Annotated in this window: 20 protein-coding genes; 19 read left to right on the plus strand and 1 reads right to left on the minus strand. The window is 44.5% G+C overall.

Going from position 1 to position 26,515, the window contains the following annotated elements; genetic code table 11:
* Nucleotides 1–132 precede the first annotated feature (132 nt).
* From recJ to ABCM67_RS02940, 9 genes are all read left to right on the plus strand, one after another.
* Entirely contained in the window at nucleotides 133–1,851 is a 1,719-nt protein-coding gene (gene recJ, locus ABCM67_RS02900; RefSeq protein ID WP_342992474.1) for a single-stranded-DNA-specific exonuclease RecJ, read from the plus strand.
* A 202-nt stretch (nucleotides 1,852–2,053) separates the two neighbouring features.
* On the plus strand, nucleotides 2,054–2,578 hold the full coding sequence (locus ABCM67_RS02905) for an adenine phosphoribosyltransferase (protein ID WP_021650378.1): 525 nt from the start codon (nucleotides 2,054–2,056) through the stop codon (nucleotides 2,576–2,578).
* Nucleotides 2,579–2,656: 78 nt separating this feature from the next.
* On the plus strand, nucleotides 2,657–4,981 hold the full coding sequence (locus ABCM67_RS02910) for a bifunctional (p)ppGpp synthetase/guanosine-3',5'-bis(diphosphate) 3'-pyrophosphohydrolase (RefSeq protein WP_303005635.1): 2,325 nt from the start codon (nucleotides 2,657–2,659) through the stop codon (nucleotides 4,979–4,981).
* A 22-nt stretch (nucleotides 4,982–5,003) separates the two neighbouring features.
* Entirely contained in the window at nucleotides 5,004–5,633 is a 630-nt protein-coding gene (locus ABCM67_RS02915; RefSeq protein WP_303005637.1) for an MBL fold metallo-hydrolase, read from the plus strand.
* A complete protein-coding gene (gene hemZ / locus ABCM67_RS02920; protein WP_342992476.1) occupies nucleotides 5,605–7,134 on the plus strand; it encodes a coproporphyrinogen dehydrogenase HemZ in 1,530 nt (509 codons plus the stop codon). Before ABCM67_RS02915 ends, hemZ begins: the two co-directional genes overlap by 29 nt.
* A 21-nt stretch (nucleotides 7,135–7,155) precedes the next feature.
* The gene (locus tag ABCM67_RS02925) at nucleotides 7,156–7,791 is read left to right on the plus strand and encodes an HD domain-containing phosphohydrolase (RefSeq protein ID WP_227588522.1); all 636 of its coding nucleotides are present in this window, start codon (nucleotides 7,156–7,158) and stop codon (nucleotides 7,789–7,791) included.
* Complete coding sequence (gene hisS / locus ABCM67_RS02930; RefSeq protein ID WP_342992477.1) at nucleotides 7,724–8,977, plus strand: histidine--tRNA ligase; 1,254 nt, start codon at nucleotides 7,724–7,726, stop codon at nucleotides 8,975–8,977. The genes ABCM67_RS02925 and hisS overlap by 68 nt, the downstream gene beginning before the upstream one ends.
* A gap of 77 nt (nucleotides 8,978–9,054) precedes the next feature.
* Complete coding sequence (gene aspS, locus ABCM67_RS02935) at nucleotides 9,055–10,854, plus strand: aspartate--tRNA ligase (protein ID WP_015524642.1); 1,800 nt, start codon at nucleotides 9,055–9,057, stop codon at nucleotides 10,852–10,854.
* A 6-nt stretch (nucleotides 10,855–10,860) separates the two neighbouring features.
* On the plus strand, nucleotides 10,861–11,616 hold the full coding sequence (locus tag ABCM67_RS02940; protein ID WP_021650384.1) for a TSUP family transporter: 756 nt from the start codon (nucleotides 10,861–10,863) through the stop codon (nucleotides 11,614–11,616).
* Between the two features lie 84 nt (nucleotides 11,617–11,700).
* Here ABCM67_RS02940 and ABCM67_RS02945 read toward each other — a convergent pair whose 3' ends face one another.
* Entirely contained in the window at nucleotides 11,701–12,834 is a 1,134-nt protein-coding gene (locus ABCM67_RS02945; protein WP_021650385.1) for a hypothetical protein, read from the minus strand.
* A 218-nt stretch (nucleotides 12,835–13,052) separates the two neighbouring features.
* Here ABCM67_RS02945 and ABCM67_RS02950 point away from each other — a divergent pair, with 218 nt between their 5' ends.
* From ABCM67_RS02950 to ABCM67_RS02995, 10 genes are all read left to right on the plus strand, one after another.
* Nucleotides 13,053–14,495 carry an efflux RND transporter periplasmic adaptor subunit gene (locus ABCM67_RS02950; protein ID WP_147603077.1) on the plus strand — a complete coding sequence of 481 codons (1,443 nt, stop codon included), beginning with the start codon at nucleotides 13,053–13,055 and terminating at the stop codon, nucleotides 14,493–14,495.
* A complete protein-coding gene (locus tag ABCM67_RS02955) occupies nucleotides 14,492–15,163 on the plus strand; it encodes an ABC transporter ATP-binding protein (protein ID WP_015524653.1) in 672 nt (223 codons plus the stop codon). The genes ABCM67_RS02950 and ABCM67_RS02955 overlap by 4 nt, the downstream gene beginning before the upstream one ends.
* 4 nt (nucleotides 15,164–15,167) lie before the next feature.
* The gene (locus tag ABCM67_RS02960) at nucleotides 15,168–17,249 is read left to right on the plus strand and encodes a hypothetical protein (protein ID WP_147603076.1); all 2,082 of its coding nucleotides are present in this window, start codon (nucleotides 15,168–15,170) and stop codon (nucleotides 17,247–17,249) included.
* Nucleotides 17,250–17,270: 21 nt separating this feature from the next.
* Nucleotides 17,271–18,533 (plus strand): ABC transporter permease, encoded by a 1,263-nt coding sequence (locus ABCM67_RS02965; protein WP_147603075.1) that lies wholly within the window; start codon nucleotides 17,271–17,273, stop codon nucleotides 18,531–18,533.
* A 269-nt stretch (nucleotides 18,534–18,802) separates the two neighbouring features.
* Entirely contained in the window at nucleotides 18,803–20,419 is a 1,617-nt protein-coding gene (gene ptsP / locus ABCM67_RS02970) for a phosphoenolpyruvate--protein phosphotransferase (protein WP_015524657.1), read from the plus strand.
* A 296-nt stretch (nucleotides 20,420–20,715) separates the two neighbouring features.
* Nucleotides 20,716–21,585 carry a DegV family protein gene (locus tag ABCM67_RS02975; RefSeq protein ID WP_015524658.1) on the plus strand — a complete coding sequence of 290 codons (870 nt, stop codon included), beginning with the start codon at nucleotides 20,716–20,718 and terminating at the stop codon, nucleotides 21,583–21,585.
* A gap of 39 nt (nucleotides 21,586–21,624) precedes the next feature.
* Nucleotides 21,625–23,391: an arginine--tRNA ligase gene (gene argS, locus ABCM67_RS02980; protein ID WP_147603074.1), complete on the plus strand. Its 1,767-nt coding sequence runs from the start codon at nucleotides 21,625–21,627 to the stop codon at nucleotides 23,389–23,391.
* A 275-nt stretch (nucleotides 23,392–23,666) separates the two neighbouring features.
* A complete protein-coding gene (locus ABCM67_RS02985; protein ID WP_178016103.1) occupies nucleotides 23,667–24,908 on the plus strand; it encodes a protein kinase in 1,242 nt (413 codons plus the stop codon).
* Nucleotides 24,886–25,794 carry a hypothetical protein gene (locus tag ABCM67_RS02990; protein ID WP_147603072.1) on the plus strand — a complete coding sequence of 303 codons (909 nt, stop codon included), beginning with the start codon at nucleotides 24,886–24,888 and terminating at the stop codon, nucleotides 25,792–25,794. Before ABCM67_RS02985 ends, ABCM67_RS02990 begins: the two co-directional genes overlap by 23 nt.
* Before the next feature lie 46 nt (nucleotides 25,795–25,840).
* Complete coding sequence (locus ABCM67_RS02995) at nucleotides 25,841–26,488, plus strand: HAD family hydrolase (RefSeq protein WP_114002610.1); 648 nt, start codon at nucleotides 25,841–25,843, stop codon at nucleotides 26,486–26,488.
* Nucleotides 26,489–26,515 lie beyond the last annotated feature (27 nt).

A 26,515-nucleotide genomic window follows, 5' to 3' on the forward strand; every position in this document is an offset into this window, starting at 1 on the left:
AAGAATATTTCCTGGCGGAACGTTTTTTTGTGTGGCATAAAAAACTTGCAGCTATGCAGGAGTATGAGTTACAATACGGTTATTGTGTTGCTTTGAAGAAAGAAAGCGGCAAAGCATCAAGGAGGAAACAACATGGAACGATGGGTTGTTGCTGCAAAACGGGCGGATTTTGTGGCAATTGGAAAAGAGTTCGGAATTGATCCGGTGATCGCCAGACTGATCCGAAACCGGGATGTACAGGACAGGGATGAAATTCGCAGATATCTTTATGGAAAGGTGGACGAACTGGCTTCTCCGCATTTGATGAAGGATGTGGATAAGGCAGTGGAGATCCTGCGGAATAAAATAAAGGAAAAAAAACGCATCCGTATTATAGGCGATTATGACATTGATGGGGTAGTATCGACCTTCATTCTGATCAAAGGACTGAAGCGTGCAGGAGCTCTGGCAGATACATATATTCCGGACCGTGTGGCGGACGGATATGGAATCCATGAGCACCTGATCGAAAGAGCAGTGAATGATGGGATTGACGTAATTGTTACCTGTGATAATGGAATTGCGGCGTACAATGAAATCACTATGGCTAAAGAGAAGGGAATGACGGTGATAATAACCGATCATCATGAAATTCCCTATAAAGAAACGGAAGATGGAAGAGAACTGATCCTTCCGCCGGCTGATGCCATTGTAAATCCAAAACAGCCGGACTGTAATTATCCGGAGAAAAGATTGTGCGGAGCAGTTGTTGCGTTGAAGCTGGTGACAGCTCTCTATGAGGCATGCGGGATTCCGGAAAAAGAGCTGGAAGATTTTCTGGAATTAGGAGCCATTGCCACGGTGGGAGACGTGATGGATCTTCAGGGCGAAAACCGCATCCTTGTAAAGGAAGGCCTGAAACGACTTTCCCACACTTCTAACAAAGGTCTCCGTGAACTGATCCGTGCCAATGGCCTGGAGGATGGGCCGATCACTGCCTATCATGTAGGGTTTGTGCTGGGACCATGTATTAATGCCAGTGGAAGACTGGATACCGCTGCACGTTCCCTGAAACTGCTCTGTGCGGAGACGGAAGATGAAGCAGCAAAACTTGCCGGTGATCTGACTGCACTGAATCAAAGCAGAAAAGCTCTCACAGAAGAGGGAAAGGAAGCAGCGATCCGTATTGTGGAAGAGACAGAAATTGGACAGGACAGGGTTCTTGTGATCTATTTACCGGACTGTCACGAAAGCCTGGCCGGAATTATTGCGGGACGTATCCGGGAAAAGTACAATAAACCGGTCTTTGTTCTGACAAAAGGTGAAACAATGGTGAAAGGCAGCGGACGTTCTATAGAAAGCTATTCCATGTTTGAGGAACTGGTAAAATGCGGAGATCTGATGGAACAGTATGGCGGTCATCCTATGGCGGCAGGATTATCCATTAAAGAAGAAAATGTGGAAGAGTTCCGCAGACGGTTAAACGAAAACTGTACTCTGACAGAAAAGGATCTGGCTCCAAAGATCCTGATCGATGTGCCAATGCCGGTTTCCTATATAAATAAGGAACTTGTGGAAGAGATATCCCTGCTGGAGCCTTTTGGAAAGGGAAATACCAAACCGATTTTTGCACAGAAGGGACTTCGGGTTTTAAGCAGCCGTATTCTTGGCAAAAATAGGAATGTGGCGAAGCTTCAGCTGTCAGACAGTACCGGCTGTGTAGTGGAAGCAGTATATTTTGGCGAAGCAGATGAATTTGTTGATAGAATAAAAAACTGTGGAAGTATTGCGGTCACATATTATCCTGAGATCAACCGTTATCAGGGAAGAGAGACCTTACAGATCGTAATCCGAAATTATATTACAGAATAACAGGAGAAGGTATCACTAAAATGCAGATCCTGACAGTGAGTAATTGACTGCAAAACAGGAAAGAAGGCTCTGTACTGGGCAATATGCAGTCCAGGACCTGTCGTAATTCCACGAGTTCTGTCGGGTTGCACATTGATTCCCTACAGAAAAAGTGCTATACTATCTAACATCTGATTGACAAATTAAACCATTGGAGGTTATTATGAAAAAAATAGAAGAATATGTAAGAAGTATCCCGGACTTTCCAGAGCCAGGGATTATTTTCCGTGACGTTACCAGCGTCCTTCAGGATGCGGATGGATTACAGCTTGCCATTGATTCTATGCAGGATTGTCTGGAGGGTGAGGAGTTCGATGTGATCACAGGTCTTGAATCCAGAGGCTTTATCTTTGGTATGCCGATCGCATATAATCTTCACAAACCCTTTGTTCTGGTCCGCAAAGCAGGAAAACTTCCATGTGAGACCGTTTCCAGAACCTATGAGCTGGAGTATGGAAGTGCAACTATCGAGATGCATAAGGATTCCATCAAGCCGGGACAGAAGGTTGTTATTGTGGATGACCTGATCGCTACGGGCGGAAGCGTGGAAGCAGCCATCAAGCTTGTGGAGGAGCTTGGCGGCGAGGTTGTCAAGGTGGTTTTCCTTATGGAGCTTGCAGGTCTGAAGGGACGTGAGCGTCTCAAAGGTTATAATGTGGCATCTGTGATCTGTTACGACGGAAAATGATTTTTTGTCGGTGGAAGGGGATGTGAACTGTTGTAGTCATACGGCAGTATGAAATTGTGCACAGGCAGGTGGGATTTAATGGCAGAGACAAAAAATACGGAAAAACAAAACATTGAGATACAGAAGGAAGAAGAAAAAAGAGAGTCTGTCCGGAAGGCAGATGCGGCGGTGAAATCCATGCATGATTTTACAAGCCCTGAGGTTCTTTATCAGGAGCTGATAAAAAGTGTGAAGAAATATCATCCGTCTACAGATATTTCCATGATTGAAAAGGCCTATAAAGTGGCCAGTGAGGCACATAAGGATCAGAAACGTAAATCCGGTGAACCTTATATCATTCATCCTCTCTGTGTTGCAATCATCCTTGCGGATCTTGAGCTGGATAAGGAGACCATAGTGGCAGGGCTTCTTCATGATGCGGTGGAAGATACTTGGATGACGTATGAAGAAGTAGAAAAGGAATTTGGTTCTGAAGTAGCGCTTCTGGTAGATGGTGTTACCAAGCTGGGACAGCTGTCCTATTCCAAGGACAAGGTAGAGGTTCAGGCTGAGAATTTAAGAAAGATGTTCCTTGCAATGGCTAAGGATATCCGCGTTATCCTGATCAAGCTTGCGGACCGTCTTCATAATATGCGTACCCTGCAATATATGAGACCAGAGAAACAGCAGGAGAAAGCAAGAGAAACCATGGATATCTATGCTCCCATCGCGATGCGGCTTGGTATTTCCAAGATCAAGGTGGAACTGGATGATCTTTCTCTTAAGTATCTGAAGCCGGATGTTTACTATGATCTGGTAGAAAAGGTTGCTCTTCGCAAAAGTGCCCGTGAGGAATTTGTTAATTCTATCGTGAAACAGGTAAAGCAGCATATGGAGGATGCCAATATCAGGGCACAGGTGGATGGCCGTGTGAAGCATTTCTTCAGCATCTATAAGAAGATGGTCAATCAGGATAAAACCATTGATCAGATTTATGACCTGTTTGCTGTACGCATCATTGTAGATACTGTGAAGGACTGTTATGCAGCTCTTGGTGTTATCCATGAGATGTACAAGCCGATCCCCGGCAGATTTAAAGATTATATCGCAATGCCGAAGGCCAATATGTATCAGTCTCTGCATACAACACTGATCGGCCCTAACGGACAGCCTTTCGAAATCCAGATCCGTACATTTGAAATGCATAAAACCGCAGAATACGGTATTGCAGCTCATTGGAAATATAAGGAAACTTCCGATGGTAAGAAACCTGGAAAGAGTGAGGAAGAGAAGCTGAACTGGCTGCGCCAGATCCTGGAGTGGCAGCGCGACATGTCCGATAACCGGGAGTTCATGAGTCTTCTGAAAAATGATCTGGATCTTTTTGCGGACAGTGTTTACTGTTTCACTCCCCAGGGAGATGTAAAAACACTCCCAAACGGTTCTACACCTATTGATTTTGCATACAGCGTGCACAGTGCAGTAGGAAACAAGATGGTAGGTGCCAGGGTCAATGGCAAACTTGTTCCTATTGAATATAAGATCAAAAACGGTGATCGTATTGAGATCATAACATCCCAGAATTCTCAGGGTCCCAGCCGTGACTGGCTGAAGATCGTAAAGAGCACACAGGCTAAGAATAAGATCAACCAGTGGTTTAAGAAAGAACTGAAGGAAGATAATATTCTGAAGGGTAAGGACATGCTGAATCAGTATGCCAAGACCAAGGGCTTTAAACCAGGCATATATACTAAGCCACAGTATATGGAATCGGTAATGCATAAATATGGTTTCCGAGACTGGGATTCTGTGTTGGCAGCGATCGGACATGGCGGCCTGAAAGAAGGTCAGGTGTTTAACAAGCTGGTAGAAGCCTATGAGAGGGAGCATAAGAAGAATCTTACAGATGAACAGGTCCTGGAGGCAGCTTCCGAATCACAGGAGAAGCTTCACATTGCCAAGAGTAAGAGTGGCATTGTAGTAAAAGGCATTCATGATGTGGCAGTTCGTTTTTCCAAATGCTGTAGTCCGATCCCGGGAGATGAGATCGTAGGCTTTGTAACAAGAGGAAGAGGGATCACCATTCATCGTACAGACTGTGTGAATGTGCTCAACATGCCTGAGATTGACCGGAAACGTCTCATTGAAGCAGAGTGGCAGATGCCGGACAGAGTAGATTCCGAGAAATACGAAGCGGAGATCCAGGTTTATGCAAATAACCGTACCGGACTTCTGGTGGATATTTCCAAGATCTTTACAGAGAGGAAGATCGATCTTCGTTCCATTAACAGCCGTACCAACAAGCAGGAACGCGCCACGATTTCCATGTCCTTTAATGTATGCAGCAAACAGGAACTGAATTCTCTGATCGAAAAGATCCGTCAGGTTGAAAGTGTTCTTGATGTAGAGCGAACAACGGGCTGACCCGATAAACGGAGGAATTTTTATGAGTAAACTTGAAATGCAGCAGTGTGTGCTGGGCCAGGTGTTTACTAACTGCTATTTTCTGAAAAATAAAGAGACCGGAGAACTGCTGATCGTAGACCCGGGAGACTATGCAGAAAAAGTTTTTCAGAAAGTATCTCTTATGCAGGGAAAACCGGTGGGGATCCTTCTGACACATGGTCATTTTGATCACATCATGGCTGTAAAGGAAGTGAAGGAAAAATATCAGATCCCGGTTTATGCATGCAGGCAGGAAGAAGCAATGTTGGCAGAGCCCACGATAAATATGACTGCTGTTTATGGAAGTGCCTGTTCAATTAAGCCGGATGTTCTTCTGGATGACGGGCAGATTTTCGAAGCGGCAGGATTTTCCATCCAGATGTTCCACACACCGGGACATACCAAAGGAAGCTGCTGCTATTATATCAAAGACGAAGGTGTGCTTTTCAGCGGAGATACATTGTTTTACGGCTCTGTGGGAAGAACCGATTTTCCTGGCGGAAGTTCTGCTGAGATCGTAAGAAGCCTTCACAAGCTTGTGGATACTTTGCCAGAGGATACAGAAGTATTTCCGGGGCATGACGCATCCACAACCATTGGTTATGAAAAGAGGTATAATCCATTTGTATAAGATTGGCATTTTGTTTCAGAACAGAGATTTTGAGCATGATGTGTATGAACTGATCAAAGCGTTTTATCCCGGAAATGAGATCGTTTCTTTTTATGAAGAGGATGATGCGGATTATGATATCCGTTTCCGGGTCTCACGTGATGAAGAAGGTTATACCATCAGTTACAACAACGGAATAGAGAAAGAAACAGCTCATGGGGCTGTGATAGAAGGGCAATCCAGTGGAGAAGCTTCGGATGCCCTTATTTCTTGCAATGATGCCCATGATATCCGCAGAAAAAATAAAGACGCGATCAAATACGCTCTGTATCAGATGCTTTCCAAAGCTACAGGAAAGACACTTCCCTGGGGAAATCTTACAGGCATCCGTCCTGTGAAAATGGCTATGGGAATGCTGGAGTCCGGAATGAAGAATACAGAGATCGCCAGATATATGAGAGAACAGTATCTGGTAAGCCCGGAGAAAACAGCGCTTGCAGTTACCATTGCCAACCGTGAGCGGGATATCCTGAAGAATATTGACTATGAGAACGGTTACAGCCTTTATGTGGGAATCCCTTTTTGCCCAAGTATCTGTCTGTACTGTTCGTTCAGTTCCTATCCCCTGGAGAGATGGCGTAAATACGTAGAAGACTATCTGGATGCACTGATCAAAGAGATCCAGGCGGTTTCCAAGATGATGAAGAACCGGAAACTGGATACGGTTTATATTGGCGGCGGAACACCGACCACACTGGAGCCGGATCAGCTTCGGAGACTTCTTGGCGCGATCACGGAATATTTTCCCTGTGAGGAGCTGGAAGAATTTACGGTTGAGGCAGGAAGACCGGACAGTATAACCTTGGAAAAGCTTCAGGCGATCCGGGAGTTTCCGGTTACCAGGATTTCCGTAAATCCACAGACCATGAATCAGGAAACCCTGGATATCATTGGCAGACGTCATACAGTAGAACAGACAAAGAATGCGTTTCATCTGGCAAGAAAAGCCGGATTCGACAATATCAATATGGATCTGATCGTGGGTCTTCCCGGCGAAGATATCACAAAAGTGCAGCATACACTGGACGAGGTAAAAGCTCTCGGGCCGGACAGCCTGACCGTACATTCTCTTGCTGTGAAGCGTGCGGCAAGACTGAATATTTTCCGTGATAAATACCAGGAGATGACCTTTGAAAACAATCAGGAGATCATGGATCTGACTATGAAAACGGCCTACGAGATGGGAATGGGTCCCTATTATCTGTACAGACAGAAGAATATGAAGGGGAATTTTGAGAACGTCGGGTATTCTGAGGTTGACAAAGCAGGGATTTACAATATACTGATTATGGAGGAAAAGCAGCCGATCATCGCACTGGGTGCAGGTGGTTCCTCCAAACTTGTGTTTGATCACGGACAGCGCATTGAGCGTGTGGAGAATGTGAAGGATGTTGTCAATTATATCACACGTATCGATGAAATGATCGAGAGAAAACGCGAGGGCATTGCAAAATGGCTGTAGACGGAAAGGAGAGACGGATCCTTGAAAAGCGTACAGAAGATAAGTGAAACTACGCAGGACCGGATCCTGGAAATGGATCTTTCCGCAGAGCTGAAACATGGGGTTGTTGTCAGTAACCTTGCCTATGATGTGGCAAAGGAGCTTGGTCTTGGGGAGAAAGAATGTTATCAGCTGGCTATTGCCGGAATGCTCCATGATATAGGCAAGCTGAAACTGGAAGGATACATTAATGGCCAAGAGCAGAATCCGATGGTCATTGAAGAATTGAAGTATGTCCGCATGCACTCCACATTAGGTTATGAGATCCTGAAAGACCAGGGATATTCCGATTATGTTCTGGAAAGTATTCTTTATCATCATGAGAATTTTGACGGCAGCGGTTATCCCAGCAACAGAAGCGGAAAGGATATCCCTATGGGTGCAAGGATCCTGAGAGTATGTGATGTATATGCGGCTTTGAGTATGGACAGACCATATCGGAAAGCTCTGGAAAATGATGAAGTTTTAAGACTGATGATCGATGAGATTAAAAACTTTGACATGCAGGTGTTTCTTGCATTTCAGAGGGTGATTCATAAAGGAGGAAACTATGGCATTAAAAAAGAAACCAGTTACAGGAATGAAGGACATTTTACCGAAGGAAATGGCAATCCGTAACTATGTGATGAATATGATCAGAGAGACGTACGGAACCTTTGGTTTTTCCGCAATTGAGACTCCCTGTGTAGAACATATTGAGAATCTCTGCAGCAAGCAGGGCGGTGAAAATGAAAAGCTGATCTTCAAGATCATGAAGAGAGGCGAGAAACTGAAACTGGATACTACAAAAACAGAGAATGATCTGACAGATTCCGGACTTCGCTATGACCTGACCGTACCGCTTTCCAGATATTATTCCAATAATGCAAACGAGCTTCCGGCTCCGTTTAAGGCACTTCAGATGGGAAATGTATGGAGAGCTGACCGTCCGCAGAGAGGTCGTTTCCGTCAGTTTATGCAGTGTGATATCGATATCCTGGGTGAGCCGACCTATCTTGCTGAGATCGAGCTTGTACTTGCAACTACAACACTTCTTGGAAAACTGGATTTCCATAACTTTACGATCCGTATCAATGACAGAAGGATCCTGAAGGCAATGGCTCAGTACAGTGGATTCCCGGCAGAGAGCTTTGATACGGTCTTTATTATTCTTGACAAGATGGATAAGATCGGCATCGAGGGAGTTGCAGAGGAGCTTGAGAAAGAGGGCTTTGAGAAAGAGAGCATTGACACCTATCTTGGACTTTTCCGTGAGATCACCAACGATGTTGAGGGTGTTCGTTATATTAAAGAAAAACTTTCTGATGTTCTGGAAGCAGGTATTGCAGAGGATCTTGAAACGATCATCAATACTGTAGAATCTGTAAAAACAGCAGACTTCAAAATGTCCTTTGACCCTACACTGGTACGTGGAATGTCCTATTACACAGGTCCGATCTTTGAGATTTCCATGGATGAGTTCGGCGGAAGCGTCGGTGGAGGCGGACGTTACGATGAGATGATCGGCAAATTTACAGGAAATAATACCTGTGCTTGTGGTTTCTCCATTGGATTTGAGAGAATCGTTATGCTGCTTCTTGAGAGAGGCTATGAGATTCCAACCAAGAATGGCAAGAAAGCATATCTGATCGAGAAGAACATGCCGGCAGACAAGCTTCTGAACATCCTGAAACAGGCAACTGAGGAAAGAAGTGCAGGTACACAGATCAATATCTCTATTATGAAAAAGAACAAAAAATTCCAGAAAGACCAGCTGGCAGCAGATGGTTATACAGAGTATGTAGAATTTTTCAACAGAGACTGAAACTGCCCGTCTGAAAACGGAGATAGCAGAGTAAATTAAAACGACTATGAAAAAAATAGTCAGAGGAGGATAAAGAGATGGCTGAAAGCATGCAGGGACTGCACAGAACTTGCCGATGTGCAGAAGTGACCACAGAGATGGTTGGAAAAGAAGTAACATTAATGGGATGGGTGGCAAAAGCCAGAAATAAAGGAGGTCTTGTATTTGTGGATCTTCGTGACCGTTCCGGGATCATGCAGCTGATTTTTGAGAATGGCAGCATTGACGAGGAAGGCTTTACAAAAGCAGGTAAACTGCGTAGTGAGTTTGTTATTGCTGTAACCGGTACCGTAGAGAAACGTGGAGGAGCAGTAAACGAGAATCTTGCAACTGGCGAGATCGAGCTTCGTGTAAAATCCCTCCGTGTTCTTGCTGAGGCAGATGTTCCTCCATTCCCGATCGAGGAGAATAGCAAGACAAAAGATGAGATCCGACTTAAATATCGTTATCTTGATTTAAGAAGACCGGATCTTCAGAGAAATATCATGATGAAGAGCAAGGTTGCCCAGCTTACAAGACAGTTCTTTACAGAAGAGGGATTTCTTGAGATCGAGACACCGATGCTTGGAAAGAGTACTCCTGAGGGAGCCAGAGACTATCTGGTACCATCACGTGTTCATCCGGGAAGCTTCTATGGCCTTCCACAGTCTCCGCAGCTGTACAAGCAGCTTCTGATGTGCTCCGGATTTGATCGTTATATCCAGATCGCAAGATGTTTCCGTGATGAGGATCTTCGTGCTGACCGTCAGCCGGAGTTCACACAGATCGATATGGAGCTTTCCTTTGTTGATGTAGACGATGTTATCGATGTTAACGAGAGATATCTTGCATTCCTGTTCAAAGAAGTTCTGGATATCGATGTAAAACTCCCGATCCAGAGAATTACCTGGCAGGAAGCTATGGATCGTTTTGGTTCCGACAAGCCGGATATGCGTTTCGGTATGGAACTTCATGATGTCAGTGATATCGTAAAAGACTGCGGATTTGGTGTGTTCACAGGTGCGCTTGAGAACGGCGGAAGTGTTCGTGGTATCAATGCAGAAGGTCAGGGCGCAATGCCGAGAAAGAAGATCGATAAGCTTGTTGAGTTCGTAAAAGGTTATGGTGCAAAAGGTCTTGCATACATTGCCATTGCAGAGGACGGAACCAGAAAGTCTTCTTTCGCCAAGTTTATGACAGATGAAGAGATGGATGCTCTTGTAAAAGCTATGGACGGCAAGCCGGGAGATCTTCTTCTTTTTGCAGCAGATAAGACAAAATTGGTATACGATGTACTGGGAGCACTCCGTCTTGAGCTTGCAAAACAGATGGATCTTTTAGATAAAAATGAGTATCGTTTCGTATGGGTAACAGAGTTCCCGCTTCTTGAGTGGAGCGAGGAGGAGAACCGTTTTACAGCAATGCACCATCCGTTCACCATGCTTATGGAGGAGGATCTTCCGCTTCTTGATACAGATCCGGGAAAGGTTCGTGCAAAAGCATACGACATCGTTCTTAACGGAAATGAGATCGGCGGCGGCAGCGTGCGTATCCATCAGGATGATATTCAGGAAAGAATGTTTGAGGCACTTGGCTTCACAAAAGAAGCTGCACATGAGCAGTTCGGATTCCTTCTGGATGCCTTCAAATATGGAGTTCCGCCACACGCAGGACTTGCATATGGCCTTGACAGACTTGTTATGCTTATGGCAAAGGCAGATACGATCCGTGATGTTATTGCATTCCCGAAGGTTAAGGATGCCTCCTGTCTGATGACTCAGTCTCCTAGCCAGGTAAGTGAGGCACAGCTTCATGAGCTGGGACTTGACCTTGAGCCGCAGAAAGAAGAGGAAGAATAAAAGATCATGCAGCCGACAATCTATACATTTCTGATCGTTTGTCCACTTGTATTTCTTGCCGGATTTGTAGATGCTGTAGCAGGCGGGGGAGGACTGATCTCCCTGCCTGCTTATCTTTTGGCCGGAGTTCCTGTACATAATGCTGTTGCCACCAACAAGCTGTCATCAGCAACAGGAACATTGATCTCAACTGTCCGTCTGTGCAAAAATAAATTTGTGGACTGGATCCTGGTGCTTCCATGTATTCCAATGGCACTCCTGGGATCTTCCATAGGAGCTCACCTTGCGCTTATAGCCAGTGATAAGCTCCTGCGTTATATGCTGATCCCGGTTCTTCCGGTGGTTGCTTTTTATGTGCTGCGCAAGAAAAATATGGATGAGAAGGGTGGCGAGATCGCCAGAAAAAAACAGATCCTGCTCTGTGCCGTATGCTCTCTTGCTGTAGGATGCTACGATGGATTTTATGGACCAGGAACAGGAACTTTTCTCCTGCTTTTGTTTACAGGATTGGGAAAAATGAGTGTGGCAAAAGCTTCCGGTACCATGAAGGTTACCAACCTCTCTTCTAATGTAGCGGCTCTTGTTGTATTTCTGCTCAGCGGAAAGATTGTGATCATGCTTGGAATTGCAGCGTCAGTGTTCTCGATCGCAGGACATTATACCGGTGCAGGTATGGTTATGAAAAACGGAAGCCGGATCATACGGCCTATTATTCTTATAGTCCTTGCATTGCTTTTTATAAAGATCATATCCGGAATATAAAAAAGAAGAATATAAAAAACCCGTGAAGATCACGCTTTCCTGTCAGAGAAAGCAGATATTCACGGGTTTTCTAGCTTTTATTCTTTATTCGTTATCTTCGGTAGAATCTTCAGGAACCGGTGAAGCGGTAAGAGTTCCGAAGATGGCATTGCCTAGTTCGGTACCTGCATTCTCAAGCTTCCAGGATGCACCATCGTTTGTGAGATGGAAGGTAGCAGTGGCAGTTATGGTTGCCTGATTATTCCTGATACTGTCCAGAAGCAGTTCATGTGATTTGTTGTAACGCTTCTGGGAACCGTCGATCACTGCATCAGCAGAAGCCAGATAAGTATTCAATTCTTTTTCGTACTGTGTAAGAATGGAATTACTGTCAAATGTGGTAAGCTCTGCGTCCACTTCAGCAAGATATCCGGAAACAGAGGTGCTTGATATTTTGTAGTTAAAACAGGAGTGAAACTGTTCCATAAGGGCAGAGGCAATGGCGTTTTTTGCCGAATCTGAAGTGTTCAGAATGGAATCCAGCCCTAAATAATTAGCCATCTGCTTTACATCCATTTCCTGAAGCGTTTTCAGATAGACGGTAAGCGTTTCGGCAGGCGGCACAAGATCAGGATCGGACAGATAGGTGATAAGGCCACCGACCAGATCATTTTCGAGAGAGGAACTGTGCGTAATCTCCCAGTCAGGTTCTGAAGAAGATCCAAGATTGTTTAGTTGGATGGAAGTATTGCGTTCTACAGAACTGTACGTGTTATTCTTGAGAAGCTTGTACAGGAGCAGATAACGCTGCTCCAGGGAATTTCCGTTATCATTTTCTTTACCGGAGGCGGTTTCCAGTATTTCTTCCTGAAGGCTTGCAGAAACAAAATCACTGGCAAGAGCTTCAGCATCCAGAGTAGTAAGCTTAAGCTGCGCAGAAGCATTTTTTTCGTCGCTATCAACGGATATATCCAGGATTTTGTAATCGAAATTCTGAAAGAAGAGAGAAAATACTTCTTTTATGTCAGCAGAAAGCTTTGTGCTGTCATCAGAATCCGGAAACAGTTCCTGATAGGATATGTACTGCATGGTTGTTTCAGAGTCCAGATTTTTAAGAAGATCCAGATCTTTTTTGATCGCCTTCTCCGCATGAGCTTTGGCCGACTGGGAGCAGCTACATAAAAAAACTGAGAGAAGAATGATCATCAAGAAAGCCAGCAGATGTTTCACTGTCTTCATATTGTTCTTTCCTTTCAAAAAAGTTATATTACAACATTTTAGCAGATAAAGTACCGAAAGTCAAAATATCGCAAAAATGGAGAAAAAGGAGACTTTTTTATGAAAAATCTGTGAAATCTGCATCGTTTTCTTCAGGGACTTTTCTTTTTAGAGTGAATCTGCTATGATGTTTGAAGCAACAGATAGTTTCAGTACGATGCTGAGAAAAGGGGACAGATATGAAAAAACGTATTTTGATCGCACTTGGAGTCCTTGTACTTGCAGCCGGTATCGGAGCCGGTGGATGGTATTATTATACACATCATGCAGGGTCCGCAGGAGGCAGCGATATTGTATATGTAACAAAGATAAGCAAGCTTTCGGAAATGGATTCCGGAGTGGAAAACCGATATGCAGGTGTTGTGGAACCGCAGGAAACGGTTCAGGTAAAGATCGAAAGTGGCCGAAAGGTAAAAGAAGTTCAGGTAAAGACCGGTCAGGAAGTAAAGAAAGGGCAGCTTCTTTTTCAGTATGATCTTGGAAGTATCCAGCAAAGTCTTCAGGAAGCACAGCTGGCCTTGGACCGCCTGAAAAACGAACAGTTAAGTATATCTGATCAGATCACTACACTGGAAGCTGAGAAAAAGAAAGCTACAGCAGATAATCAGCTTTCCTATACAATAGAGATCGAAACACAGAAAATGAATCTCAAGAAGAATGAATATGATCAGAAAAGCAAACAGGCAGAGATCGATAAGCTTTCCCAGGCAACGCAGAATACCGAGGTGCGCAGTGAGATCGATGGAGTGATCCAGAAGATCGATACCTCCAAGATGGGCGGTGATGATTCTGAGGGCGTGGAGGATACGCTGACAGAAGGCACGACGGATTCCACAGATTCCAGTTCCGGAAACAGCTCCGGCAATGCATTTATCACGATCCTGAGTACAGGTGCTTATCGTGTAAAGGGAACGGTAAATGAAATAAACCGTGATTCGATCATAGAGGGAACTCCTGTGATCATTCGTTCCAGGGTGGATTCTTCAAAAACCTGGAAGGGCACCATGGGCTCTGTTGACTTGGATAATTCTACCAGCAACAGCAGTTCGGATATGGCAATGTTCGGAATGTCCAGTGCCAGTGATGATCAGACATCATCCAGTACCTATCCGTTTTATGTGAATCTGGATTCATCTGAGGGTCTGATGCTGGGGCAGCATGTGTATATTGAACCGGACGAAGGACAGGATGAGAAGAAGTCCGGTATCTGGCTGAACGATTATTTTATCGTGGATGCGGATACAGACAGCCCATATGTCTGGATCGCAAACGGTCAGAACAAGCTGGAGAAGAGAGAGGTCATATTAGGACAGTATGATGAAGATCTTGGGGAATATGAGATCGCAGACGGACTTTCTGAAAAAGATAAGATCGCATTTCCGACAGATGAGCTGAAAGAAGATATGTCTGTCACAGAAGGTACTGCAGATCAGACTACAGCGGCTATGTGGGATGATTCCGAGGATGATGAAAGCTCTGATGATTCTGCATACACGGAAAGTGATGGCTCAGAGCCCGAAATGATCGAAAATGGAGCTGTAGACAGTGATATGATGGATGCGACAGACGACATTTCTTCGGGAGATGACCTTGTTCCGATGGAAGGAGCGCCGACAGAATGATTTTGGATTTAAAAGGAATATATAAGGATTATCAGCAGGGGAAAATGACAGTACCTGTATTAAAAGATGTAGATTTTTCCATGGAGGAGGGAGAATATGTGGCGATCATGGGACCTTCCGGTTCCGGAAAGACTACACTGATGAATATTATCGGATGCCTGGACAAACCTACCAAGGGAACTTTTCTCCTGAATGGAGAAGATATTGCCAAATGTACAGAGAATGAGATGTCAGATATCCGTCTGAAAACGATCGGATTTGTATTTCAGAGCTTTCATCTCCTTCCAAGGCAGAGCGCGCTGACAAATGTGGAACTGCCGCTGAATTATGCAAGGGTTCCCAAAAAGGAGCGCCGGGAACGTGCACGAAAAGCTTTGGAGCGTGTAGGCCTTGCCGACAGGGTGGATTTTAAGCCCAACCAGCTTTCCGGAGGACAGATGCAGAGAGTGGCTATTGCAAGAGCGATCGTAAACAATCCCAAGCTTTTGCTGGCAGATGAGCCTACCGGGGCACTGGATACGAAATCGGGAGCACAGGTTATGGAACTGTTTCAGAAGCTGAACGATGAGGGAGTTTCTGTGCTGATGATCACACATGACCCGGAGATTGCGGCACATGCCAAACGGGTTGTTATGATCCGTGACGGTGAGCTGCAGGAAAAGAGGTGATAGAATGAAAGTGGTGAAGAGAGTGATCGTTGGTGTACTGGTTGCGGCATTGGCAGCCGGAGGAATCTACACAGGGCTTATGCATGTGAAAGAATCCAAGGTAACAGAGGTGCCGGTAACCAGCGTCAGCAATCTTCAGACGGACTGGTATTCGGAGACAACACTGGATGGAACCATCACCACGAATGTTTCTCAGAATGTAAATATGGATAAAGATATGATCATCGAGAAAATATATGTATCCCAGGGTGATGATGTAAAAAAAGGCGATAATCTGATCTCCTTTGATATGACACTTGTAGAGATGGAGCTGAATATTGCAAAGCTGAAACAGCAGAAGCAGGAGCAGGATCTGACCAAAGCACAGAACCGTCTGACAAGTCTTCAGAATGGAGGTCCCATCGAAGACGGTACAGACAGTACTGATGGTACGGACTTGAATCCTACAGGTGGTGATAAAGGAAATGACGGAGAAATGACAAATACGGATACACCTTCCGGAAGTGACGGAGACGAGGATATGCAGTCAACTACCGGTTCCGCGGCTACTGCAGATGGCAGCTATCTTGCAGCGGCTTCCTCCAGGCCATTACTTCTCAGTGCCCTTACAGATACAGAAGGAGATCTTGAAGATTCTGCAGAGAAAGTTACCGAAGAAATGCCGTCCGGAGAAACGACGGACAGTGAAACAGAGCAGATGACCGGAGATGACACAGCGGATATGGAAGAGGATACAACTGCATCCGATGAGGATCTGATCATGGATCCGACCTACCAGGATCCTACTGCCAATGATATTACAGACGGAGAGACTACGGACTGGGGTTCCGGAGAAGATGACACCCCAACGGTATCTCCGACACCGACTCCCACACTGGGACCCAATGAGCTTCCTGATCCCAATATAACAGAACCGGAAATTCCGGGGATCACAGATGGTGAACCGGAATTTTATCAGAAGCTGGATTATACTTCTCAGCCGTTTACAGGAACCGGTACGGAAGAAGATCCCTATGTTTTTCTTGTAAGCAGTGCCAAAGGCAAAGTTACGGTGATGGGATCCTTCTTTAACAGAATGGCGGGATACAGTGAGGATGGAACCAAAGTGGTCCAGAAAGGCGGCAGCTGGTTCCAGCTGGAGTTTCATGAGAATGATACCATTGCTGATTTTCAGGACAGAACACTTTCCTGTACAGGATATTATCTGATCGATGGAAGTCTTCTTGAAAATCCGGTATATATGTATGCGGAAACAGAATTTACACTGGACGAGGCTTCCAAATATGACAAAAATGATAATGAGATACCGGATGACAGCGGTGATGGAGATGACGGTACTGATGGCACAACCATGTCAAGAGAGGATGCGATCAAGATCCAGAAAAACAAGATCGCAAGTTTGAAACTGGATATTGAGGAAAATAATCTGAAAATCACTAAGCTGGAGAACAAAATAAAAAACAAGCTGATAACAAGCAAACTGGATGGAACGGTTGCTTACATCGGAGATGAAGTCACAGGTTCTTATAATGGAGATGCTTTTCTGAAAGTAAAAAGCAAAGATGGTTTTTATGTTACCGGAACGGTCAGCGAACTGATGCTGGATCAGATGAAGGAGGGAACACTTCTTCAGTGTACCAGTTATAATTCCGGCAGCTTTGAGGCGAAGGTACTGAATGTATCCGATTACCCGGTGGATTCTTCAAATGCTTATTATGGTGGAGATTCTAATCCCAATGTATCGTATTACACCTTTAATGCAGAGATCACAGATCGTTCATTGCAGTTTACCGACCAGGATTATGTGACGGTATCTCTGAAGTCAAATAAACTTGCCGAAGGCAGTATGGTTGTGATGAAGGCATTTATCCGTACGGAAAATGGAACCAGCTATGTATACAAAGACGTGAAGGGAACACTGAAAAAGCAGCAGATCACAGTGGGAAGCATTGTGAACAGCGGATATTATGCAGTTGTAACTTCAGGTCTGAAATCCGATGATCTTCTTGCTTTCCCATATGGTGATGCCGTGAAGGAGGGAGCCAAGACAAAAGAAGTGACTTTGGATGATATGTACAATGAATAAATAACAGGAAGGAGAAATTTCATGTTTGAAAATATACGCCTGGCTTTTCAGGGAATATGGTCACATAAGATGAGATCCTTTCTGACCATGCTGGGTATTATTATTGGTATTGCATCTATTATTGCAATTGTATCTACGATCAAAGGTACCAGTGAGCAGATCAAGGAAGATCTGATCGGGTCCGGAAACAATACCGTACAGGTTATGCTCTATGACGGAGACAGTACATACGATATGGATTATGGTTCTTACGGAAGCTCGGCCAAACCGCCGGTTATTTCTGATTCCCAGAAAACGGCGATCGGAGACTTGGATCATGTGATCAGTTCTACATTTTATTACAGCAGCCAGTCTGCCAGTGTTTATTATAAAAACACAAGCTTTCAGGGCGGAACCGTGTACGGGATCGACAGCAATTATCTGAAAACGAGGGGATACCTGGTCCAGTCCGGGCGGGGATTTGTACAAAAAGATTATGACAGCTACCGAAAGGTTGCTCTTGTGGATTCCAATGCTGCACAGAATATTTTCGGAAGTGAGAGCCCGGTAGGGAAAACCATTGAGGTGGGATCAGAACCGTATATCATTGTAGGTGTGATCACTCAGAGTGAGGACAGCATGCCGAAGATCAATACGATTTCTGAGTACGAGGAATATTCGCAGACGATCATGGGAAGCGTGATGATCCCGGATACTACCTGGCCTGTTGCATTTAAATTTGATCAGCCGCAAAATGTGACAGTCCGTGCAGACAGCACAGATAATATGAGTTCTGTAGGAAAAGCAGCAGAGGATATTCTGAATACAGGGATCCAGAATGAAAAAAACAAATCGAACTTTAAATATAAAGCGGAAGACATTATGGAGAAGGTCAAGAATCTCCAGAAGCTCAGCGAAAGTACCAATCAGCAGCTGATCTGGATTGCAAGTATCTCCCTGCTTGTTGGTGGTATCGGTGTTATGAATATCATGCTTGTATCTGTCACAGAACGTACCAGCGAGATCGGACTGAAAAAAGCTATCGGAGCAAGAAAAAAAGTGATCCTGGGACAGTTTCTGACGGAAGCTTCGGTGCTGACCAGTATTGGAGGAATCATTGGTGTGGTCCTTGGGATCATCCTGTCAAAAGTGGTGTCTCAGGTGTCAGGAGCACCAACAGCCATCAGCGTTCCGGCAATTATCGGTTCTGTGGTATTTTCCATGCTGATCGGTCTGATCTTCGGACTTCTCCCATCTGTAAAGGCAGCTAATCTTAATCCGATCGATGCCCTTCGCAGTGAATAAAAAGATATACATACATATAGCATCTGCAATTGCCGGAAGGATTCCGGTGGCAGATGCTTATTTTTATATCTGAAAGTATTGTTCAGGTTTTATGAAGCTCTGCGGTCTTTATTTTGTCACTTTTGCTGTATATATGATAAAAAAAGAAAGTATAAATAGAGTTTTTACAGGTTTTTTAGAGATCATAAAAAAATCGTGGCAGAATCTTTGGATAGTGTGATATAATACATCATAAGTGGGCAAATATAAAAACAGAAGGAGATAATTTCATGAAGGTTTTGGAAGGTAAATCTGTATTTTCCGGTATTGCGATCGGTAAGATCTCAATCCTCCAGAAAGTTGACGCCAGTGTTAAACGTGTTCACGTGGAGGATCCGGAAGAAGAGGTAAAGCGTGTGGAGGCAGCCAGAGAGCAGGCTGTGGCACAGCTTCAGAAGCTTTATGACAAGGCTCTTCAGGAAGTTGGAGAGTCCGGAGCGGCAATCTTTGAGGTTCATCAGATGATGCTGGATGATGATGACTATCTGGATTCCATCCACAACATTATCCGTACAGAGTCTGTAAATGCAGAATATGCGGTTGCAACAACTGGTGATAACTTCTCATCAATGTTCGCACAGATGGACGACGATTATATGAAAGCAAGAGCAGCTGATGTAAAGGATATCTCAGACCGTCTGGTACGTGTGCTTTCCGGCCATGGAGATGGAGAGCTTGAAGCATCCGAGCCGGTGATCGTAGTTGCAGAGGATCTTGCACCAAGTGAGACTGTACAGATGGATAAGAGCAAGGTTCTTGCTTTTGTCACAAGAAAAGGTTCTTCTAACTCACATACTGCGATTCTTGCGAGAACCATGAATATTCCGGCGCTGATCAATATTGAATACGATGAGTCCATGGACGGTAAGATGGCAGTCGTAGACGGAAAGAGCGGAAATCTGATCGTTGAGCCGGATGCAGAGACCCTTAAAAAATATGAGGATATGCGTGCCGATGAACTTGCACAGCGTGCAATGCTCAAAGAGCTGAAAGGTAAAGAAACTGTTACCAAGAGCGGTCGTAAGCTCCACCTTTATGCCAACATCGGAAGTACAGGTGATGTTGCGAATGTACTTGCCAATGATGCGGAAGGTATTGGACTTTTCCGAAGTGAGTTCGTATACCTGGAAAAAGAAGACTATCCTACAGAGGAAGAGCAGTTCCAGGTTTACAAGACCGTAGCTCAGAATATGGCCGGCAAAAAAGTTATCATTCGTACTCTGGATATCGGAGCGGACAAGCAGATCGATTATTTTAATATGGCGCATGAGGAAAACCCTGCAATGGGATATCGTGCGATCCGTATCTGTCTGGACCGTCCGGAAGTATTTAAGACACAGCTGAGAGCGCTTTTCCGTGCAAGCATGTTCGGAAATATTTCCATTATGTATCCGATGATCATCTCTGTAACTGAGGTGAAGCAGATCAAGGCTATTGTAGCAGAAGTAAAAGCAGAGCTTAAGGAACAGGGGATCCCGTTCCGTGATGACGTGGAGCAGGGTATCATGATCGAGACTCCGGCAGCTGTTATGATCAGTGATCTTCTTGCAAAAGAGGTTGATTTCTTTAGTATCGGAACCAATGATCTGACCCAGTATACACTGGCTATTGATCGTCAGAATGCAAAGCTGGATAATATCTATGATTCCCATCATGAGGCAGTTCTCCGTATGATCCAGATGGTTGTGGATAATGCACACAAAGAAGGTATCTGGGCCGGAATCTGTGGTGAGCTTGGTGCGGACACTACACTTACTGAGAGATTTGTAGAGATGGGACTGGATGAGTTGTCCGTATCTCCGACATTTGTTCTTCCGGTTCGAAAGATCGTAAGAGAAATGAAATAAGACACAGATCATAAATAGATAAGGATATTTTTGATAAATGGTGTGACAGCTGCTGTGCATAAATATTTGTATGGCAGCTGTTTTTTTAGTTACTGTTTGCGGTTACTGTTCACTGGTAATATTCCGCGAGGTGTTTTTTGTGAGCGAAGGTCACAGAAAATTTCCAATTGTGATATAGAAAAAAATATGATACACTAACATCATGGCTTTTTACAGCAGTTCAAAGAATTAGTTCATCAGGGGCTGATGCATTAATTCTTTGAACTGTGAGATAACAGACCAGGAGGAGAGAAAGAATGGGCAAAATTGCCATTGTAACAGACAGCAACAGTGGTATCACACAGGCCCAGGCCGAAGAGCTTGGCGTTTATGTGATACCGATGCCGTTTTATATTAATGAAAAAATGTATCTTGAAGGTGTAACTCTCACACAGGAAGAGTTTTATGAGAAGCTTAAGAAGGATGAACCGATCTCCACATCTCAGCCAAGTCCGGCTGATCTCTGTGATCTGTGGGACAAGCTTCTGAGAGATTATGAGGAAATCGTTCATATTCCGATGTCAAGCGGATTGAGTGCATCCTGTTCTACTGCAATGGGACTTGCTATTGATTATAATGGTCGTGTTCAGGTAGTGGATAATCAGCGGATTTCCGTAACACAGAGACAGTCTGTAATGGATGCTAAGATGCTTGCCGAGGCAGGAAAAAGTGCCGCAGAGATCAAGAAGATCCTTACGGATCAGAAACTCGATTCCAGTATTTATATCACACTTGACACCCTGAAATATCTGAAAAAAGGTGGCAGGATCACACCGGCAGCAGCAGCCATCGGAACGGTTCTGAACCTGAAGCCTGTACTTCAGATCCAGGGAGAGAAGCTGGATGCCTACGCCAAGGTCCGTGGCAAGAAGCAGGCCAAACGTGCCATGCTGAAGGCAATGAAGAATGATTGGGAAACACGTTTTAAGGAATACGCATCTGACGGTGAGATGTGTCTTCAGGCTGCTTATACAGGAAATCTGGAAGAAGCAGAAGAATTTAAAAAAGAGATCCAGGAGGTATTTCCGGGAATGGAGATACATATGGATCCCCTTTCCTTAAGTGTTGCCTGCCATATCGGTTATGGTGCCCTTGCAGTCGCATGTTCAAGAAAAGTGACGTTATAAGCATAAAATACAGAAACAAAGATATGAGGAGTTTGAAATATGAAGAAGATTATGGAACAGATGGCGGAAGAACTTTCCGCAGCATTTGAAAAAGCAGGTTATGATCCGTCCTACGGAAAAGTTACTGTTTCCAACAGACCGGACTTATGTGAGTATCAGTGTAACGGTGCTATGGCAGGAGCCAAAGCATATCACAAAGCACCGTTTATGATCGCTGATGATGTGGTAGCACAGCTGTCAGAGAGCCGGATCTTTTCCAGAGCAGAAGTTGTAAAGCCTGGATTTATCAACCTGGATGTGAACCCGGAATTTGTTGCAGAATACATGAATAAGATGGCAGAGGATGAGAAGCTTTCTGTTGAGACTGCCAAGAATCCGAAGACGATCATTATCGACTATGGCGGACCAAACGTTGCCAAGCCGCTTCACGTAGGACATCTCCGTTCTGCAATCATCGGTGAGAGCATCAAGCGTATCGGACGTTTTGTAGGACATAAGGTGATCGGTGATGTACATCTTGGAGACTGGGGCCTTCAGATGGGACTGATCATCACTGAGCTGAAACACCGAAAACCGGAGCTGGTATATTTTGATGACAGCTTTACCGGTGAATATCCGGCAGAAGCACCGTTTACTATCAGCGAGCTGGAAGAGATCTATCCATGTGCCAGTGGGAAGTCAAAAGAGGATGAGGCTTACCGTAATGAGGCACTGGAGGCAACCCATCTTCTTCAGCAGGGTAAACCCGGATACATGGCTCTCTGGAACCACATTATGAATGTATCTGTAACAGACCTTAAGAGAAACTACGCGAATCTGAACGTAGACTTTGACCTCTGGAAAAAAGAATCCGATGCACAGCCGTACATCCCGGATATGGTAGAAGACATGAAGAAGCGAGGATTTGCCTATGAGGACCAGGGTGCTCTTGTTGTAGATGTAAAAGAAGAGAGTGATACCAAGGAGATCCCTCCATGTATGCTTCTGAAATCAGACGGAGCTTCTCTCTATACGACCACAGACCTTGCTACTATCGTAGAGCGTATGAAACTCTTTCAGCCGGATGAGATCCTTTATGTTGTTGACAAGCGTCAGGAGCTGCATTTTATCCAGGTATTCCGCTGCGCAAGAAAAACCGGTCTTGTAAATCCGGAGACCAAGCTTTCCTTCCTTGGTTTCGGTACCATGAATGGAAAAGACGGTAAACCGTTTAAGACAAGAGAAGGCGGTGTTATGCGTCTGGAGAACCTGATCGCAGATATTGATGAGGAAATGTATCGTAAGATCGTGGAGAATCGCAGTGTAAAAGATAAAGATGCAAAGGATACTGCCAAGATCGTAGGACTTTCCGCAATCAAATACGGAGATCTTTCCAACCAGGCGACCAAGGATTACATCTTTGATGTTGACCGCTTTACATCCTTTGAGGGAAATACAGGTCCGTATATCCTTTATACTATCGTTCGTATTAAGTCGATCCTGAACCGTTATGTACAGGAGGGAGGAGATTTAAGTACAGGTAAGATCCTTCCGGCAGTCAATGCCAGTGAGAAGAACCTGATGCTTCAACTTTCCGGCTTTGCGGCAATGGTTGAGAACGCTTTTGAAGAAAAAGCACCACATAAGATCTGTGCATATATCTATGAGGTATCCAATGCATTTAACAGCTTTTACCATGAGACCAAGATCTTAAGCGAAGAGAATCAGGCACAGAAGGAATCCTTCCTTCAGCTACTCCAGCTTACAAGAAGAGTGCTTGAGACAAGCATCGATCTTCTTGGATTCTCTGCACCGGATCGTATGTAGGGTATAGTTTTACAGATACAAACACTATGAATAATGACAGACCGCCGGATAAAGAGACATTTTTTGTCTGCTATATCCGGCGGACTTTTTATATAGAAAGTTCTTTGCAAAAAGAACAGGACGTGCTATAATAGGACTTATCCTAAACGAGGGCAGATCACGAATTTCTGCCTGACTATAAGTTATCTGATTTTTTTCAAACCGGAATTCACCGGATTATCCCAAATCAATAAGAAACGTAATTATAAATATTGTCTGACAGAAATGAGAGGAAGGTGATCTGTCTGATCGGAAATGTTCTGAAAGAACGTTATTGCATTGTAGAACAAATTGGACATGGCGGAGGTGGAAGCCTTTATCTGGCAAAAGATATGGAGCTTGGTATCTGCCGTGCAGTGAAAGAGATACCGATCGCAAAGAAAAAAGAAGCCAGACTCATGCAGCATCTGGAATATCCTGCAATACCGAAGATTATCGATTATGTGGAAACAGGGGAGTACTGTTATCTGATCATGGAATATATCAAGGGTCAGTCGCTGGGAGAACTTCTCCGTTCAGGAAAACGGTTTTCTTTACGGGAAATCCTTGCTCTGGGAAAGGAGATTGCCAGAGTATTGGAATATCTTCACAGTCGGAAGCCATCGGTCTGTTACGGGGACCTGAAACCGGATAATCTTATGTTTTCAGAAACCGGGCATCTGTATCTGATAGATCTTGGAAGTGCCATGTTCGATCATGGAAAAAGAAAACAGATCTGTGAAGGAACGAAAGGCTATGCGGCGCCGGAGCAGTATCAGGGCTACTTAAGACCGGGAAGTGATATTTATGCTCTGGGGAAGACCCTGGAAAAGCTTTACGGAAAAAAGAAATGGCAGTGGATTTTATATCCGGATTTTTTCTGGCTTCTGTTCCGATGTACCAGAAAACAGGAAAAATACAGATATTCGGATATGTCAGTGGTTCAGAAGAAAATCCAAAAGCTGGAAAATAGATATCGGATGATCACCTGGAGAAAACGATTTTTGGAAGCGGCAGCTGCAGGGATTCTGATAGGAACACTGATCTTGATAGCAGGATTGCTGAAAACGGAAGAATTTTCTGTGGCGATCTCAGAAGTAACAGATTTGTATTACGAAGCCAGACAGTATCCGGAAGACTCAAAAGATCGGGAAAAGTGCTGTATGGCAGCGGAAAAGAGACTCCAGAGGTTAAGTAGAAATTATGGGGAAAAAGAACAGCAGCGTCGTATTGAGCTATTGCTGGCATGGAATGCGGAGCTTTTGTGTGAACCGGAAAAAGCGGCTTTATATTATGAAAATCTTCTTCTGTATGATGCAGAATATCCTGTGGCCTACGGGGAATATGGGATGTTTCTTATTCGGACCGGTCAGAAAGAGGCCAGCAGAAAGCTGTGGGAAGATTATAAAGAGAAAGAAAAAGCGGAATTACTGGATGACAGTGAAAGCAGAAATCTGCAGCTTTGGGAGGAGATCAATGAGAAAAAGAAGAGAAAGTGATCAGAAAAAACCAAAAGAAATGAAAATTCCTAGTAGGAAAACCTGTTTTATTGTTTTGTTTCTGCTGGTCTTATGCAGCTGGATGATCCCTTCCATTGCTGTCTATGGATTTGATGTGTCAGGAATGGATAGTTTTGATACCGGTGGATTTGATATGAATGTGGGAGAAGGAACCGGACAGCTGCCGGAAGACTGGGAAGAAAGCTATGCAGGAGAAGGAAGTGATGATAGTAATTGGAACAGAGAAGAAGAAAATACTGAGGAGTATTCCGCTGCCTGGGCAGAATCAGAGAATGATCAGGAGGAGTCTGCACAATGGAATTTAGATTTTCAGACAGATGAGGTACGTTCTCAGGAAGAAAGCTTTATGGAAAATGGAAATACTGCGGCAGAAGTAGAGATAGCTGATACACCTGCGGAAAAACTGACGGAAACGCCAATACCAACAAAACTGCCAATACTGACTGAACAACCAATCCCCATACAGACAGTGACAGCAAGTCCATCTGTAACGTTGACTCAAAAACCAGGTCGAAAGTCAGTGACAGATGCATCAAAGAGGGAGAAGAAGCAAAATCCGGCATTATCTTACTATCGGACAGAACCAACAGGAACGTCGGATAGGAAAAAAGAAAAAGAGCAAAAACCGGTGATCCGAATGAAAACAGACGGTAACAGGATCCGGATAGAGATCAGTCCGGATATTCCGTTCCAGATCCTTTCATTTCGGATCAATGGAAAAGAATGTGATTTTTACTGGCAAGGAAAAAAGCTTCTGGCGGAATTACCGAAAAAAAGCAGAAATCCCTGGAAAGCAGAACTCATGGGATTTGTGAAATCCGGGAAGCTGTACTATGAAACCATGGACTTACCAGAAAAACAGTGATACAATAGGCATACTTACTGATTATTTTATACAACAGGAGGAATTTATGTATAAGGCAATCTTTTTTGATCTGGACGGAACACTGACAGAATCCGGAGAGGGGATTACGAAATCTGTACAGTATGCACTGGAGAAACTTGGAGTTTCGGCACCGGAGCTGGAGCCATTGAAGGTTTTTGTGGGTCCGCCGCTTCTGGAACAGTTTATGAAATATGCGGGATTTGATAAAGAGACAGCACAGAAGGGAATTGAATATTACAGAGAGCGGTATTCAGAAAAAGGAATGTATGAGAACACCGTTTATCCCGGCATGGAAAACACTCTGGCAGAACTGAAACGTCGTGGCTACAGACTGGCTGTGGCGTCTGCGAAACCGACCTTTTACGTAACACAGATCATGGACCATTTTAATCTGAGCCGGTATTTTGAGGTGATCGCCGGGACGGACCTCAATGGACCGAAAGTAACCAAATCTCAGGTGATCGAGGAAGCTCTGGAAAGAATGAGCCTTTCTGACCACCGTGACCAGGTAATCATGGTGGGTGACAGAGAACATGACATTCTTGGAGCCAGACGATGCGGGATCCAGTGTGTGGCTGTATCTTACGGATATGGAAGCAGAGAAGAACTGGAAAAGGCACAGCCTCTTCAGATCGTAGCTTCCGCAGATGAACTTCTGAATTTTTTCGTCTGACCCCTCTGCACAGACAGAATATTTTTC

This window comes from Blautia sp. 2227st1_G12_2227SCRN_220401 (assembly GCF_039062885.1).
In the GTDB taxonomy this organism is placed as follows: Bacteria; Bacillota; Clostridia; order Lachnospirales; family Lachnospiraceae; genus Blautia_A; species Blautia_A fusiformis.

Excerpts from the sequence above, each read along its gene's own strand:
- ABCM67_RS02955 (WP_015524653.1), top strand. The coding sequence starts at position 14,492 with ATGATTTTGGATTTAAAAGGAATATATAAGGATTATCAGCAGGGGAAA.
- hisS (WP_342992477.1), top strand. The coding sequence starts at position 7,724 with ATGGCATTAAAAAAGAAACCAGTTACAGGAATGAAGGACATTTTACCG.
- argS (WP_147603074.1), top strand. The coding sequence starts at position 21,625 with ATGAAGAAGATTATGGAACAGATGGCGGAAGAACTTTCCGCAGCATTT.
- ABCM67_RS02910 (WP_303005635.1), top strand. The coding sequence starts at position 2,657 with ATGGCAGAGACAAAAAATACGGAAAAACAAAACATTGAGATACAGAAG.
- hemZ (WP_342992476.1), top strand. The coding sequence starts at position 5,605 with ATGAAAAGAGGTATAATCCATTTGTATAAGATTGGCATTTTGTTTCAG.
- ABCM67_RS02975 (WP_015524658.1), top strand. The coding sequence starts at position 20,716 with ATGGGCAAAATTGCCATTGTAACAGACAGCAACAGTGGTATCACACAG.
- ABCM67_RS02960 (WP_147603076.1), top strand. The coding sequence starts at position 15,168 with ATGAAAGTGGTGAAGAGAGTGATCGTTGGTGTACTGGTTGCGGCATTG.
- ptsP (WP_015524657.1), top strand. The coding sequence starts at position 18,803 with ATGAAGGTTTTGGAAGGTAAATCTGTATTTTCCGGTATTGCGATCGGT.
- ABCM67_RS02990 (WP_147603072.1), top strand. The coding sequence starts at position 24,886 with ATGAGAAAAAGAAGAGAAAGTGATCAGAAAAAACCAAAAGAAATGAAA.
- ABCM67_RS02965 (WP_147603075.1), top strand. The coding sequence starts at position 17,271 with ATGTTTGAAAATATACGCCTGGCTTTTCAGGGAATATGGTCACATAAG.
- recJ (WP_342992474.1), top strand. The coding sequence starts at position 133 with ATGGAACGATGGGTTGTTGCTGCAAAACGGGCGGATTTTGTGGCAATT.
- ABCM67_RS02940 (WP_021650384.1), top strand. The coding sequence starts at position 10,861 with ATGCAGCCGACAATCTATACATTTCTGATCGTTTGTCCACTTGTATTT.
- ABCM67_RS02915 (WP_303005637.1), top strand. The coding sequence starts at position 5,004 with ATGAGTAAACTTGAAATGCAGCAGTGTGTGCTGGGCCAGGTGTTTACT.
- ABCM67_RS02995 (WP_114002610.1), top strand. The coding sequence starts at position 25,841 with ATGTATAAGGCAATCTTTTTTGATCTGGACGGAACACTGACAGAATCC.
- aspS (WP_015524642.1), top strand. The coding sequence starts at position 9,055 with ATGGCTGAAAGCATGCAGGGACTGCACAGAACTTGCCGATGTGCAGAA.
- ABCM67_RS02905 (WP_021650378.1), top strand. The coding sequence starts at position 2,054 with ATGAAAAAAATAGAAGAATATGTAAGAAGTATCCCGGACTTTCCAGAG.
- ABCM67_RS02950 (WP_147603077.1), top strand. The coding sequence starts at position 13,053 with ATGAAAAAACGTATTTTGATCGCACTTGGAGTCCTTGTACTTGCAGCC.
- ABCM67_RS02945 (WP_021650385.1), bottom strand. The coding sequence starts at position 12,834 with ATGAAGACAGTGAAACATCTGCTGGCTTTCTTGATGATCATTCTTCTC.